The sequence below is a fragment of the Arthrobacter wenxiniae genome, assembly GCF_013376105.1.
GTDB lineage: Bacteria > Actinomycetota > Actinomycetes > Actinomycetales > Micrococcaceae > Specibacter > Specibacter wenxiniae.
This window is the reverse complement of record NZ_JAAMFM010000021.1, coordinates 1-14145: the sequence shown is the minus strand read 5'-3', so window position 1 is coordinate 14145 and position 14145 is coordinate 1. Positions and strand designations below refer to the sequence as shown.

The 14145-nt window shown below is 62.8% G+C and carries 11 protein-coding genes and 1 pseudogene; 5 read left to right on the top strand and 7 right to left on the bottom strand.

Annotated features, from left to right (window positions below; genetic code table 11):
- Positions 1–109: 109 nt before the first annotated feature.
- Positions 110–574 carry an LpqB family beta-propeller domain-containing protein gene (locus G6034_RS13290; protein WP_176635596.1) on the top strand — a complete coding sequence of 155 codons (465 nt, stop codon included), beginning with the start codon at positions 110–112 and terminating at the stop codon, positions 572–574.
- Positions 571–2316, top strand: coding sequence for a DUF5671 domain-containing protein (locus G6034_RS13285; RefSeq protein WP_176635595.1), 1746 nt, complete (start codon positions 571–573; stop codon positions 2314–2316). Before G6034_RS13290 ends, G6034_RS13285 begins: the two co-directional genes overlap by 4 nt.
- Before the next feature lie 877 nt (positions 2317–3193).
- Here the strand turns inward: G6034_RS13285 and G6034_RS13280 are convergent.
- The 6 genes from G6034_RS13280 to G6034_RS13255 form a co-directional block, all read right to left on the bottom strand.
- Positions 3194–4777, bottom strand: a complete 1584-nt coding sequence (locus tag G6034_RS13280; RefSeq protein WP_176635594.1) for a glycoside hydrolase family 32 protein — start codon at positions 4775–4777, stop codon at positions 3194–3196.
- Positions 4778–4820: 43 nt separating this feature from the next.
- Positions 4821–5723 carry a carbohydrate kinase family protein gene (locus tag G6034_RS13275; protein ID WP_176635593.1) on the bottom strand — a complete coding sequence of 301 codons (903 nt, stop codon included), beginning with the start codon at positions 5721–5723 and terminating at the stop codon, positions 4821–4823.
- Between the two features lie 91 nt (positions 5724–5814).
- Positions 5815–6741: a carbohydrate ABC transporter permease gene (locus G6034_RS13270; protein WP_176635592.1), complete on the bottom strand. Its 927-nt coding sequence runs from the start codon at positions 6739–6741 to the stop codon at positions 5815–5817.
- 3 nt (positions 6742–6744) lie between these two features.
- Positions 6745–7584, bottom strand: coding sequence for a carbohydrate ABC transporter permease (locus G6034_RS13265; protein WP_218063908.1), 840 nt, complete (start codon positions 7582–7584; stop codon positions 6745–6747).
- Between the two features lie 187 nt (positions 7585–7771).
- Entirely contained in the window at positions 7772–9025 is a 1254-nt protein-coding gene (locus tag G6034_RS13260) for a sugar ABC transporter substrate-binding protein (RefSeq protein WP_343038051.1), read from the bottom strand.
- A gap of 166 nt (positions 9026–9191) precedes the next feature.
- Complete coding sequence (locus G6034_RS13255; protein WP_176635589.1) at positions 9192–10223, bottom strand: LacI family DNA-binding transcriptional regulator; 1032 nt, start codon at positions 10221–10223, stop codon at positions 9192–9194.
- 171 nt (positions 10224–10394) lie between these two features.
- Between G6034_RS13255 and G6034_RS13250 the strand changes: the two genes are divergently transcribed.
- Positions 10395–10688, top strand: coding sequence for a hypothetical protein (locus G6034_RS13250; protein WP_176635588.1), 294 nt, complete (start codon positions 10395–10397; stop codon positions 10686–10688).
- Between the two features lie 581 nt (positions 10689–11269).
- Here G6034_RS13250 and G6034_RS13245 read toward each other — a convergent pair.
- On the bottom strand, positions 11270–11839 hold the full coding sequence (locus tag G6034_RS13245; RefSeq protein WP_176635587.1) for a TetR/AcrR family transcriptional regulator: 570 nt from the start codon (positions 11837–11839) through the stop codon (positions 11270–11272).
- A gap of 572 nt (positions 11840–12411) precedes the next feature.
- Here G6034_RS13245 and G6034_RS19535 point away from each other — a divergent pair.
- A pseudogene (locus G6034_RS19535) lies at positions 12412–12522 on the top strand (SDR family oxidoreductase); the annotation flags it as partial.
- Positions 12523–12615: 93 nt separating this feature from the next.
- Positions 12616–13233 (top strand): NADPH-dependent F420 reductase, encoded by a 618-nt coding sequence (locus G6034_RS13235; RefSeq protein ID WP_176635586.1) that lies wholly within the window; start codon positions 12616–12618, stop codon positions 13231–13233.
- The last annotated feature ends 912 nt before the right edge of the window (positions 13234–14145 follow it).

Here is a 14145-nt window from a genome sequence, read left to right as displayed (position 1 = left end):
AAGCCGGATCAGATTGATAGCCCTGTGACGGGGACTGGCGGCGCTGTCGGGCGGGGAGCAGGGCCGAAAGACACTTCCACCCGGACCGCCTGTGCGCCATGCTAGCGCCATGAATACTGCCGTGGGAAAGCCGGACCGGGTCCTCCTGGTGATCGTGTTGGCAATTGCACTGTTGGTCATCGTCGCACTGGCAGCCGTCTTCACGCGGGGTGGGCCACAGGTCCTGGATGAAACCACGCCGCAGGGGGTCGTCCAGCGTTACAGCACGGCAGTCATTGAAGGCGATACGGCCACAGCCAGTACGTACCTCACACCGGCGGCCGGTTCGTTATGCCGTAGCTATCAGGAACCCGGGCCGCCGCCGTCCCGGGTGGTACTCATCTCGACCACGGAGCGGAGCAGTACTGCAGTGGTAAGGGTCTCTGTTGTCAGTTCGGACTCGGACGGCCTGTTCGGGCCGTCCGAGTATGAAACGGAGGACCGCTTCTCCCTCATCAAGACCGATGGCAAATGGCTGGTCGACCAGGCGCCGTACCCGCTCCTGGTATGCGCCGGATCGTCCGTGAAGCCATGAACGCCAACGTCTCGACGAGAGATTCCACGGCAGGTTCGGCCCAGCTCGTTCTCCGCCGCATAATCCTCTATGCCCTGTTGTTTGCCCTTGTGATGATCGGGACGGTCGGGCTCAGCGGCCTTGTGGAACGCCTGCTCAGCACCGGTGCGGTGATGGCGTCCAATGATGTAGCCGGACTTGCCCGATCCCTTGCCTTCACGTTGATTGGCGGCCCGCTCGCCGCGGGCTTGTGGTGGGTGGTCTGGAAGAGGCTCGATGACCCGGTGGAACGCAGTTCAGCGGCGTGGGGCCTGTACCTGGGGGGTGTCTACGCAGTCGCCCTCATCGCCTCCGTAACGGCCTTCCTGAGGATGGCGGCATCCTTCATCGGTGCGGGGGAGCCCCAGTGGTCGTCGCCCTTGTCCGTAGGGATTGCCTGGGCCAGCATCTGGATCTGGCACCGCTGGATGTGGCGGCACCCCATCAAGCATCCTGCCAAACTCGACGACGTGCCCGCGGTCATCGGATCGGTGTTCGGACTGCTGGTGGGCGCCGTCGCCGCCATCTCGGCCCTAGGCAGCCTACTGGACGTCGCCATTCGCGGCTACACCAGCCTGACTCCAGTGGTGGAAACCTGGTGGCAACCAGTCCTCAGGGCACTGGTCTGGGCCGTGGGCGGAAGCACGATCTGGTGGTGGCACTGGTTCCGGGACGGCGGACGCAGGCTTCGTACCGCCCTGGTGGATGTGGCACTGATTGGTGTCGGGATCTTCGCTGCAGGCGTTACTGCGCTCGCCGGGGCAGCCGTCATGGGCTTCGTGCTCCTGAGGATGGCCTTCGACCGGGATGGCTCGATGAGCGAGCTGCTCAGTCCACTCGGCACAGCGATCGCTGCAGCCGCGGTCGGTGCCTTGGTGTGGCGCTATCACCGCGTCAGCGCTGCTCACCGTTCTGTTGCCACCCGGCGGGCGAGCCGGCTGGTGACTTCCGGGGTTTCCCTGGCGACCACTGCATCCGGCATTGGCGTGATCATCAACGCAACGCTTGCCGTCGTGGTGTCACCACTCGCAGGCGGCGGAACGCGCACTCTTCTGTTGGGCGGCATCAGTTCCCTCATGGTGGCAGGTCCGGTCTGGTGGCATTCCTGGAAGCCGGGACGGCAGCCGCGAACTTCGGACGCCATTTCGCCAGCCAGACGTGTCTACCTCATCGTGTTTTTCGGGATCAGTGCCGTGGTGGCCCTCATCGCCCTCCTGGTAATCGGAAACCGCATCTTCGAGTACTTCCTGGGCGATGTCACCGGAGGCAGCCTCTTGGACCGTATCCGTGCTCCACTTGGCCTGCTGGTGGCGGCCGGTCTCGTTTCCGCCTATCACTTTGCCTTGTGGCGGCGCGAGCACGCCCTCCTGGCGGCCGCATCCCCCGCCCAGGCGCACACCGTCCACCAGGTGACGTTGGTGACCGCCTCCCCCTCGGATCTGCTGTCCAAGGCGATCACCGACGCCACCGGCGCCAAGGTCGCCGTATGGAGAAGGGCGGAGTCGGGACCCGAAGCTGCCGTTGCGGAGGGGATCCCGCCCGAAGGGCCTGAGTTGGTCAGGAGGGTACTTGACGGGCTGGCCGGTGTCACCGCAAAGCACATCCTGCTGGTGATCGGTCCACCAGCCCAGGGCTCCAGGATCGATGTCATTCCCCTCGTTCATAACGAAGATCGTCATGGTGCCGCCGTTTCAGAAAGGTGGGCGCCGAGGGCGGAGTCGTAAATTTTGAAGTCCCCGCGGACGAGGAAAGACGGGCAGGAAACTTCTAGCCTCGGTGTTCGACTGGAACTTTCAGGTGCTTGCGGAGATGGACCATAGCCCGGCCATGACAACGCCGTCAGATAGCTAGCGGCAAGACCATCGACGACGAATCCCGCGAGGATCGCTGAGATCGAAGACGCACAGTCGCCTGACCGCTTGAATTCCATGCACTACCGACTGGCCCTGCACGCGACCGTCACTCTCGCCGACGATATGGCCTTCCCCGGTGGTGTCCAGTTGGACCAGCCAGCGACCTCAACACCTTCCGGGCCGGAGTTGATCCCCGCGTAGACGCGGTCTGGGGACACTGCTCGCCATTGGAGAACGGGACTTCCCAGGGTCCAGACTCTGACTAACCCGCTGCTGAACTGTACGGTCAATGGTGTAACTCTGATCAAGGAGATACGAGATGACTGTTGTGGATGAGCGGGCGGCTCCGACGCCCGAGAGAATCTCACCATCCCGATTCGGAACAGTGTTGCAGGCTAGCATCATCCACGTGTTTCCGCGGCTTTAGTCGTTCATGAAGGCTTTGGCATGTCATGGATTGAGTTGGGTTTTAGTTGAAAAAGGGGGTAACGGGGAGTGCCTCTTTCGGGCCCCTCGAGGGCGTTTGGGGTTCCACAGTCAACTCTGCGACAACAGGTTCATTAGTGCCCCACGGTTGGACTGTCGAGGCCGCCGTCCGTGCCGACCATTCTGCTCTTGCATGGGGCGTTGCAGTCGGGACTGCTGTCTGGGGGCGGATGCCCAGGGCCCCGCGGCCTCTGAATCGCAGTGGAGTGATGCAGAGGCCGCGGGGAGGCACCGGCGAGACTTCGGCCTCAGCTCCGGTCGGTCAGGAGAGGTATCCAATGGTCAGGCTGTCCAGGGTGGCGGACCCTCCATTTGCGTAGGCGGAGAGTTCCTGGGTGGTTTCGAGGGGGAAGATTTGGTCTGTGATGGTGGCCAGACCGTCGGCGGTGAAGACCTCCAAGGAGGATCGGTCTAGGTAGATGCGCAGTGCCAGCGTTCCGTTGACCAGGTCCACGGGGACGGATTCGATGGAGGCGAATAGCGGGTTGAAGGCAACGACGCCGGATTTGGTCCTGTCGAGGTAGAGGCAGCCGGTGGACGTGTTGTAGCCGATGCGGGTGCCGTGCCCGTTGCCACCACGGATCATCAGGCCAAACTCGGTTGCGGTACCGCGCGTGATGACGGCGTCGATTCTCTGCGGTGCGTCGGCGTCGTGAGTGGTGAGAAGCTGGATTCCCCCCGGAATCCCCGCGGGTCCGATACTTGATGACGGTCGGGCCTGGAACGCATCGTCGACTTCGGCCACGACGCGCTGGGCGGGCCGGATGACGCCATGCTGGCGGGTCAGGGTCACTTCGCGCGGCAGGGTCATGGCGCCGCGCCATGGACCGTGCGGCACGTCGGCGGCATAGTCCCAGTTGTTCATCCATCCGGTCATGATCCGCCGCCTGTCCGGGGCGTCGTTGTAGGATACGGCGGCGTAGTAGTCTTTGCCCCAGTCCAGCCAACCGTACTCCCGCAGGCGTTCTTGGCCGGTAGCTGAACTGTTGGTGATGGTGTTCTCGGAGGTGAAGGCTGTGCCGTCGAAATTGCCAATAAAATATTGTGCCCCGGACCCGCCGGCCACACCGCCCGGGTTCAGATTCACCACGAGCACCCAGCGCGTGGTGTCGGGGTCCCCGTCCACGGGCAGTTCGAAAAGGTCCGGGCATTCCCATACCCCGCCGGTGGCATTGGCGGGTCCGAAACTGGAGAGGTGGGCCCAGTCGGTCAGGTTATCTGAGCGGTAGAACTCCACGGTGTGGGCTTCGGCCTCGACGGCCACCATCACCCAGTAGGAGGCTTCCCCGTGGGTGTGGCGGAAGACCTTTGGATCGCGGAAATTGGCCGAGCCCCGATCCAGGACCGGGTTGGCAGCATGCTTGGCCCAGGTGGTGCCACCGTCCAGGCTGTAGGCCAGCGATTGGGCTTGTCGGCCGGCAAGAGGGGAAGCCTCGGTGTAGGCGCTGGTGTAGACGGCCACCAGGGGTGGATTGTCTGTGGTGCCGAGCCCGCTGGAATTGTGGGCGTCGAAGACGGCGCTGCCGGAGAAGATCTGTTCGTTCGCGTCACAAGGGATCGCGACCGGGTGCTCCTCCCAGTGGAGTAAATCGATCGAGCTGGCGTGGCCCCACGACATGTTCGCGTGCACGCTGGAGAGCGGGTTGTATTGGTAGAACAGATGAAAGAGGCCGTTGTGGTGCAGCAGTCCGTTGGGGTCGTTGATCCAGTTCCTGCGGGGTGTGTAGTGGATGCCTGGGCGGTACTGTTCTGGACCGGACACGTCGCGGAGCGGCTCTATGGCTTCGCCGCCTGGCAGCGGCTCGGCCGAGGGGTGGAGAGCGTGGTTGATGGTTTTGGGGTTCATGGGTGGGACTTTCGTTGGGTGCGTGCGGGAGTGATGGGGCTGCTTAGCCGACAGCCGGGACGCTTGCCCGGTTTTCCGGCAGGTTCAGTTCCGCGGCGGTTGGCGGCTGGGCGCCGCGTCTGCTGACGGTGATCGCAGCGGCGGTGGCTGCCATTTGCCCCAGCGAGGCGAGGGCGAGGGGCGGGAGGGTGCCCGGGCGGGTGTCCAGCAGGCCGGCGACCAGTGCGGCCGTGTAGGAGTCACCGGCGCCGATGGTGTCTACGACGCAGGTGGGCGCGGCGGGGACGGTTATTCGGTGCTCGCGCGTGGCGAGGATTGCGCCGGCCGCCCCGTCGGTGACGACAACCAGTTCCGCGCCGAGGCCCAGGATGGTCGTGATGGTCTCATGTGGTCCGGCGGCTGGGTACAGCCAGACAGCGTCCTCCCGACTGAGTTTGACTACATCGCTTAGGGCTGCGGTGTCCTCGAAGACGCTTCTCGCCTCGGCCTGGGATCCGAGCAGGGAGGGGCGGATGTTCGGGTCGTAGCTGATGCGACAGGAACCGTGAAGGCGACCCAGCAGTGCGCGCAGGGTGGATGCCCCGGGGTCCAGGAACGCGGCGATTGAGCCGGTGTGCAGTAACAGTGGTGTGGGAAGGTCTTCGGTTGGGGCCAACTGCCAGGTGGTGTCGAAGACGTAGCTGGCGGAGCCGTCGGGCGTGATGGTGGCGGTGGCTGTGGACGTTTTGGCCAGGGACCAGGATTCGGGCATTAGTCGTACGCCGGCGTCGGCCAGGTGTCTGTGGATCATTTGGCCGCGGGGATCGCGGGCGATGGCTGTGAGGAGTGTTGTTGAGACTCCGAGGCGTGCGAGTCCGTAGGCGACGTTGGCTGGTGAACCGCCGGGATGTTCGGTCGATTCGTGGGGTGTGTGGACGATGTCGATCAGCGCTTCGCCGACAACCATTACGTCCTGGCCTGGCACGCCACCGGGCGGCGGGTGTGGGGGAAATGGGTCGTCCTTGGGGGATGAGCCGTATGTCACTGGAATGGCCCGTTCACCCTTTGACGCCGGTGCTCGCGATGCTGTTCACGAAGGAGCGTTGGAACGCGATGAACAGGACAAGGATGGGCAGGGTGATCATGGAGGTGTAGGCCATGATTTGTCCCCAAGCCACGTTGAGCTGATAGAAGTATTCGACGCCGACCATGACCGGACGCAGGTTCTCGGATTGGATGACCATGATGGGCCACAGGTATGAGTTCCAGGCCGGGAGGAATGTCAAAATGGCAACGGTCGCAATGGCGGGCCCGGAGAGCGGCATGAGGATCTTGCGGTAGATGGTGAACCAGCCGGCGCCGTCCATTCTTGCTGCTTCGTCGAGTTCCTTGGGAATACTGTCGAAGTATTGGTGGAAGAGGTAGACGGAGAAGGCGTTGGCGATGAAGGGAATGATTTGGACCCGGTAGGTGTCAAGCCAGCCGTGCGTGAAGGTCAGGTCGAATCCATTGATCTGCAGCCAGGGAAGTTGGTTGACCCACCAGACCAGCGGCAGTGCGAGGGTCTCGAACGGAACGATCAGTGTGGCAATAATCAATGTGAGAATGATCCTTTTGCCCCGTATCCGCATGCGGGAAAGCGCAAAGGCGGCCAGCGAGTTGACTAGCAATCCCAAAATGACTGTGACGGCGGAAATGCCGACTGAGTTCATCAGGAACTGCAGGATCGGCACCCGGCTAAAGACGTCGGTGTAATTGGCGAAGGAGATGTGTCCGACGGGCAGGAAGGCCTTCAGGGAGCCCAGATCGGCGAATATTTGTGAGTCCGGCTTGAGCGACGAGATGAACATGAAGATGATGGGAAGCACGAAGACCAGGGCCAGGACGGTTTTGGCGACGGTGGCAAGGAAGTGGCGGGGTGCGCGAGGGCGCTTGCCGACTGCTGTGGACTGGGCGCGGGCGGATGTTGTTGTGGTGGTAGCCATTGCTCAGGCCTTTTCTCGGGTGAGGAACCGCTGGACGGCGGCGACGATGAGGACCAGGGCGAAGAAGACCAGTGAAATGGCCGACGCGTAGCTGGTTTGTTGCTGCTGATAGCCGGTCTGAACGGCCTCGTACACCATGGTCGTCGTCGAGTAGAGCGGACCGCCTTGGGTCATGACACTGACCTGGGTGAACAAGCTCAGCGCCTGGATGGTGATGGTCACCAGAACCAGGGCGCGGGTGTTGCGCAGCCCGGGCCAGGTGACGTAGCGAAACCGCTGCCACGACGTGACACCGTCGAGGGAGGCTGCCTCGTACAGGTCCGGGGCAATGGTTTGGAGTCCGGACAGCCAGATGATCATGTGGAAGCCGACACCTTGCCAGACGGACATCAAGATGATGGCGGGCATGGATGTTGCGGGGTTGTTGAGCCAGTCTGGCCCGGTCACGAGGCCGAAGCTGAGTTGGTGGATGACCTGGTTGATCAGGCCGTGTTGCTGGTACATGAACAGCCAGAGCATGGAAACTACCACCATGGAGGTCACCACGGGCAGGAAATAGATGGTGCGGAAGAAGCTGGTGCCGCGGGTCTTGGTGTTGACCAGGACGGCCATGACCAGTGCGGCCCCGGCCTGGACCGGGACGACGACGGCGGCAAAGTACAGCGTGTTCAGCAGGGACCGGTAAAACACGGGGTCATGGAAGAGCTGGATGAAGTTGGTCAGCCCGGTGAATTGGATCGGGTTGGGCGAGATGAGTTGGGCGTTGGTGAAGGCCAGCACGAAGGCAAGTATGGCGGGGACCAGGATGAACAGTGCCAGGAGGATCAGGGCCGGGGCGGCCATGCCCAAGCCGGTGAGTGATTCCCCTCGTGAGCCGCTAAGTATGATGCGGCGTCTGCGACGGGGAGGGAGAGGGGCACCCGTTGCGGCGCGGGTGGTTTGGGAAAGAAGCATGATGTGTCCAAAGGGTTGGACCGGGTGCGGGCAGGTGTGCCACCCGCACCCGGATAAAGAGAGAGCCGGGGAGAGGCTACTTGTAGCCGTTGTTTGTCTTGATGTTCGCGTTGATGCTCTGCACGGCCTGGTCAAGGGTGCTCTTGGGGTCGGCCCCGGCCAAGATGTTCTGGGCTGCGGTGGTAAAGGTGGTGGAGATGAACGGGTACGCCGGTGTCGGGGGACGCAGTTCGGCGAACTTGCTGGACATCTGTGCAAAAATCTCGTTCGTTCCGCCCGGGGCGTAGCTGGGGTCAAGCTTCAGCGAGGCGGGGGACTGGTCGGCAGGGATGGTGCCGGCGGCCACGGCCACCCCGGTTTGGTACTGGGGCTGAAGTGAGAATTTCAGGTAGGCGGTGGCCGCAGCCTTGTTTCCACAGCTGTTGGTCATGCCCCATTCCCAGGAGCCGCCGCCGATCTTCGGGCCGGCGCCGAAGTTCACAGCCGGAATGACGGCGAGGTCGCTACCCAGTGCCTTGGAGAGTGGTGCTGCCGCCCAGGAGCCGCTGTATTCGATTGCGGTTTTGTTGTTGATCAGGTCGGCGTTCGCATCCGCACCAGATTTTTGGGCGATGATGCCCTGGGTGACGAGTCCGCGCATCCACGTTGCCCAGTTGACGGCGGCAGGGCCGTTGAGGGCGCCGTCGGCGCTTTGGTAGTCGGTGCGGTTGATCAGGTCTCCGCCAAAGCTTTGCAGCATGGGGGAGTAGGCGTAGGTCCACCATTCACCGGTTCCGCTGGTGCCCAGGTCCAGCGGTGCGGCCCATTTCCCGGTCTTTTTTAGTGCAGCCAAGGCGGCGTTGAATTCAGTTCCCGTCCAGGGATTCGTTACGGTGGGAATCCTGATGTCTGCGTCCTTGAGTACGGACTTACGGGCGAACATGGCCAAGGCAACGTCGTAGTAGCCCACCGCGTACACCTTGTTGTTCCACTTGCCCACGGTGCTGGGCAACTGGTTGGCTATCGAGGACCCCAAGTCCAGCGGGGCCAGGTATTTCGCCCACGCCCAGTCCGGCACGGTTGGGCCGTCAATGTCCAGCACGCAGGGGAGCTTCCCCGCTGCCGCGGCGGCGACCACCGATTGGTTGTAGGAGGCCTGTGGGAAAGCCTGGACGTTGACCTTGTATTTGCTTTGGCTGGCATTAAAGGCAGTCACGATTTTTTGATCCGCGGCCAGTTCGGCTGGGTTGCCCGCGTTGTGGGTCCACAGCGTGATCGTGTTGCCGGACGCGCCCGAAGAGCCGGCAGACGTCGGGCCGGAACTGCATCCAGCGAGCGAAAGGCCGGCCACGAGGACCGCTATACTGGCGGCAGTGAGTTGCCGTACTTTGTGAGATTTCACAGTGTTTCCTCCATAGATAATGTGGGACGGCGGCTTCGCCGGCCCTCGTGATGCCCGGTGCAACGGGCAAGAGTGGCCACGGTCCCGGTGCCCGGCCATTGGCCGGGCGCCGGGTCTACCGGGAAGGTGGGGCGACTGAGTCGCGACTTACCAGGGGGCAGTCCAGCAAGACCCGCTTCACTGAATCGTCTGGGCCGGCGGGCCGGGCAATTTCCTGGTCCAGCTGTTCTATGGCCCAGACTCCCATTTCGTAGTGGGGAAGCTGCATGGTGGTCAGTGCTGGAAGGAGATTGCCGGCGATGATCTCCAAGTTGTCGAAACCAATGACTGACAGCTCGGCGGGAATGCTCAGCCCTGCCGCCGCAGCGGCTTGATAGGCGCCCATGGCCATCTGGTCATTGAAGCAGAACAGCGCGGTAGGGCGGTCATCCAGCGATAAAAGATGAGTTGCCGCCTTGAAGCCGCCAGCGGCCGTGGACTGGTGCGCGACTACCAGGGCAGGCTCATACGCAACCCCATATTCCCGCACGGCTGTCTTGTAGCCAGCCAGGCGCTGCCTGGTTGCCGGAATATTGTCCTGGTTCGTGACGAATCCGATCCGCCGGTGCCCGGCGGCCAACAACTCGGACACAGCACTGCGTGCGCCGCGCTCCTCATCCGGCACCACGGAGGAGACCCGCGCCCCCGGAGCGGAGGCGTCCGCCAGGACAGTGGGGATGCCGCTGAGCAGTTCGGGGACGTCCACCTCGCGGTGGTACATGGTGGCGTAGACGATCCCATCGACCTGATGCTGGAGCAGTGCCCTGATCTCCGCTTCCTCGACCTCAGCGTCGCCGGCGGTGTTCAGCAGCAGCAGCAACAGGCCCTTCTTCTTGGCGGCGTCCTGCGCGCCCAGAATCATCCGCCCCGCGAAGGGTGTGGTGGAAATTTCGTCGCTGATGAATCCGATGGTCCCGGACCGCTGATTGCGCAATCCACTGGCCAGCCGGTTGGGTGCATAGTTCATTTCCCGGGCCACGGCCTGGACCCGCTGTTTGGTCTCTTCGCTGACCCGGGCGCCGCCGACGTCGTTGAGCGCATGGGACACTGTGGTCACCGACACCCCTGCGGCCTTCGCCACCTGACGTATCCCTACCCTGCTGCTCATCCTGTACTCCCAAAACGTTTTGGCATTGTGTGAACGAGATTACAAAAACGTTTTGGCATTGTCAAGGATTCGTACCGAACTGGTTCAACCGGCAACCATAACCGGCACCCAAAACCGGAACGGACGGTCCTTTTTTGGGCGCAAATACCGCACTCCCGAAAGGAAAACCCCATGGACATGACCACCCCGTCCCACTTGAACTCCGTGTTCGACATCGATGTCTGGATCGACCGCAGCTACGCCGATGACCAGGTTCTGGAAATCGTGGCCTACCCGATGGCCATCCAGGACAGCCTCGACAACGGGGAGCGAGCCGGATCGATCGACACCAATCACCCGGTCGCCTCCCTTCGTCTCCCCGTCGCCAGGCTGGCCAGAAATGAACTCCAAAGGAAAGCACTCATGGGCCATGTCGGTGGACCATCATTGGGATCAACTCCGACTGCTGAAGCCCGGAGGACGTAGCCATCCTCTTTGGCCCCGCGCTGGGGCCCTGCGTCATGAAAATCCTTGTCGATGCCTGGCGCAACGAATTCAAGGGCAGGGACGTCAACGGCGGGCTATACCGTGTGCCCGGATCCAGTGGCCGCCGCGGACCCAACGCACCAGCGCCCTTGCCGACAACATGGCCGGCCGAAAAACATCCCGAGGACGCAATGACCACGACTCGACTCCCGAAAACGCTGCGGTGCCAGCAATCGGAATGTGGGGCAACCACGACGACTACTGGACGAGCACCCGCACCAGGTAACGAGCGCGTGCCACCCCTTCTTCTCCGTGGTGAGAGAGTTGCTTGGCCATACACATGGTGTCCATCAAGGAAACCCGCTGTCACAAGTTCGTTCGACTGCCGTGTGGCCATTTTCCGGAGGCGCTTGCGTCGACAGGGGGCAATCAAAACGAACCAGGTGTCAGGTGGGCACCGCAGCGACCACCTCATATGCAGGTTCGGTATCATTGAGGCCGGCCACGGGACGCACCTTGGATTGTCCCGCAAGGCGTGTCCCGTCTAGACGTAACTAACCTCGATGTTTCATGAGGCGTGGTTAGGCCGTCGGGATGGCATTGTCGACGAGGATGGAAGCGATGGCGGCCGCGGTGGCGAAGGTGTCGGCGTCGAGGACTCGGCTGCGAACGGACGCGCCGTCCAGAAGCAGCGCCAGCTGCTCGCCGAGCCGCTCGGGGTCGGTGGCGCCAGCCTCGCGGGCCGCTTCGGTGAGCCGCCGCGCAAATGCCAGCTTGTGGTCGCGGGCGAGGATGCGTGCTGCATGGCCCGGATCCTGGAGCTCGACGCTCGTCCGGAGGAACGGACACAGGGACGAGTGGATGTCGAAGACGGCGAGAAGTCGTTCACGAGGCGAGAGATCGGCGCGGTCGAAGACCCCGGGCATGATGTCTGGATCGAATCGGCGCAGGTACTCGGCAATTAACTCGTCTTTGCCGGTGAAGTGCTGGTAGAGAGTCCGCTTGGACACTTCGGCCACCGCGCAGAGCTGGTCAACTCCGGTGCAGTTGATGCCTTGGTCGGGAAACAGCTGCTGCGACGCGCTGAGGATGCGCTCTCGTGCGCCCCTACCGCGGCGCGCGCCCTGCGGCCCCTTCTCCAACTCCGTCATACTCCCCAGCATACCCCAATCGGTACCGATCGGTGTACTTAGCTTGACACAGCGCGAAACTGTTCGATACGTTAGGTACGCAGGTCGGTGTACCTAACATCAGCGCGGCGATTGGATGGAGTACTCGTGGGAAAGCTCGATGGCAAGGTTGCAGTAATCACAGGCGCAACAAGTGGGATGGCGCTGGCCGGTGCGAAGTTGTTCGTCGACGAAGGCTCTCATGTCTCTTCATTCAAGGCCGGAGGAAGGACGCGCTGGACGAAGCCGTCGGGTGATCGGTCGGAACGTCACCGGCCTACAGGGCGATTCGGCAAACCTCGACGATCTGGACCGTCTGTACGAAACTGTCAAGCAGGAGAAGGGTTCGCTCGGCGTGTTGTGGGCAAGTGCCGGGGCGGGGAACAGGGCAGCCTCGGCGAGATCACTGAGGAGCAGTTCGATGCCGCCTTCTCGCTGAACGCGCGCGGCACGCAGTTCACGGTTCAAAAAGCTCTGCCGCTGGGTGGCCGAGCTGAGGGACAGGAGGATCCGGGTCAACGTGCTGACCCGGATCCTCCTGTCCCTCGGCGGGAAATGGCCACCCTGAAGAGATCGCGTCGGTCGCGTTGTTCCTCGCCTCGGACGACTCGAGCTACGTCAATGGACAGGAGCTGGTTGTCGACGGCGGCACCACAGTGATCTGACCCCGTCCTGGCCGCCGGGGCGCGGCCCCGGCCCACCAAGCCAGCAAGAACCCCACGTCCAACTGATCCATCAACAACAAGGGAACACACATCATGACTACCATCAGCATCATTGGCTCGGGCAACATGGCCGCCGCCATCGGCACCCGGGCGGCCAAGCACGGCCATGCCGTCGAGTTCATGAGCCGCAATAACGCCAAGGCTCAGGCACTGGCCGATCAGATCGGCAACGGAGCCACCGTCGGCACGTTCGGCGCAAGGCCGGCAGGTGGGATCGTCATCCTGGCCGTCCTGTATTCCGGCGCGGTCGAAGTAGTCAAGCACTATGGCGATGCACTGACCGGCAAGACCCTGGTCGACATCACCAACCCGTTCAACGTCGACGCCAGTGGAGTCGTGACCACCCCGGGCAATTCCGTGTCCGAGCAGATCGCCGCCGCCGCCGCCGAGGACGCCCACGTCGTAAAGGCGTTCAACACGATCTTCGGCGGCGTTATTGCCCAAGACAAGCCCACGGACGTGTTCTTCGCCGGCGACAGTGCCGAGGCGAAGTCCCGTGTCGCGGCGTTCCTGGAGAGCCTGGGCATGCGGCCTCTCGACGCGGGCGGGCTCAAGATGGCCCACGCCCTCGAATGGGCCGGCATCCTCCTGGTCGGCCTGGCAAGCAACGGCGCCGGCTTCGACATCGCCTTCGGCGCCGAGCTCCTCTAAGAACCGGGGCGAACTCCTCGACCATGCATAAATAGGTCACAGTCCTAGGCACGGCACGGGTCTTGCGACGACCGTCACGCAACCTGAGCTGCAGAGGGCTCCTTGTACGTTCAGGACTTAGGCGAGGCAGATCCGGTGCCCGACGATGCACGGAGCGTTCCTACAGTCTGCTGGTTTGCAGGCGGATGTTCTGGCACGCAAGACAGGTGTCCTTCCACATCGGCCCAGGTGGTCCACTGCACGTGTGGAAATTCTTCCAGAACGTCCCATTGGCGGGTGGCACCGAGGCCGGGGAGACGGTCCGTCTCGGCCCTTTGCGCTCCCCATGGGACGGTCCGGTTTAGGTGGCTCACTTGGCGTTCAGAGCGGAGCCAGGCCATGGGGTGGAGGAACATGCCGACCCCTCGAGTCCTGCCGGCGGCAGGTAAAGACTCTCGCCGCCTGGTGAGGGCGAAGTGCCCGTCGCGGATGCCCGAGATTCCGCAAACCGGGCTGCTTGCAGTCTCGAGGGAAGTTCTTGGCTAACCAACGGTCGTCAGTGCCGTGAGTGGCGTAGGACGATCGGAGGGCTAATATTTAGCAGGCGCGGGCCAAGGCAACGCTGGTCTGGAAATTTCCCGGAATTCCGGCCCGCTGATTGAGAAACGTGACGAAGAAATGGGGCCTGTTTGGGCCCTGAGCATGCCACCAAAAACGTGACCCAGTTTTCGTTCAATTACGTGAGTAGAACGTGGTTTGGCCCCATCCGAGGACCTGGGTTGAACAGAAAAACCCCAGGTCCGAGGCCCTTTTGGGTGTCGCGGGCCGGACTCGAGCCGGCGGCCAAGAGAATCTCGGGACCCTCATTCCATCAGCGTCCAATCGACTCCAAGAACCGCCATTTGTCGGGGGAGTGCGGAACAGCGCGACCCT

Coding starts and splice junctions, on each gene's coding strand:
- G6034_RS13265 (WP_218063908.1), bottom strand. CDS start 7,584: ATGGCCGCCCCGGCCCTGATCCTCCTGGCACTGTTCATCCTGGTCCCC.
- G6034_RS13270 (WP_176635592.1), bottom strand. CDS start 6,741: ATGGCTACCACCACAACAACATCCGCCCGCGCCCAGTCCACAGCAGTC.
- G6034_RS13290 (WP_176635596.1), top strand. CDS start 110: ATGAATACTGCCGTGGGAAAGCCGGACCGGGTCCTCCTGGTGATCGTG.
- G6034_RS13245 (WP_176635587.1), bottom strand. CDS start 11,839: ATGACGGAGTTGGAGAAGGGGCCGCAGGGCGCGCGCCGCGGTAGGGGC.
- G6034_RS13285 (WP_176635595.1), top strand. CDS start 571: ATGAACGCCAACGTCTCGACGAGAGATTCCACGGCAGGTTCGGCCCAG.
- G6034_RS13275 (WP_176635593.1), bottom strand. CDS start 5,723: ATGGTTGTCGGCGAAGCGCTGATCGACATCGTCCACACACCCCACGAA.
- G6034_RS13255 (WP_176635589.1), bottom strand. CDS start 10,223: ATGAGCAGCAGGGTAGGGATACGTCAGGTGGCGAAGGCCGCAGGGGTG.
- G6034_RS13235 (WP_176635586.1), top strand. CDS start 12,616: ATGACTACCATCAGCATCATTGGCTCGGGCAACATGGCCGCCGCCATC.
- G6034_RS13250 (WP_176635588.1), top strand. CDS start 10,395: ATGGACATGACCACCCCGTCCCACTTGAACTCCGTGTTCGACATCGAT.
- G6034_RS13280 (WP_176635594.1), bottom strand. CDS start 4,777: ATGAACCCCAAAACCATCAACCACGCTCTCCACCCCTCGGCCGAGCCG.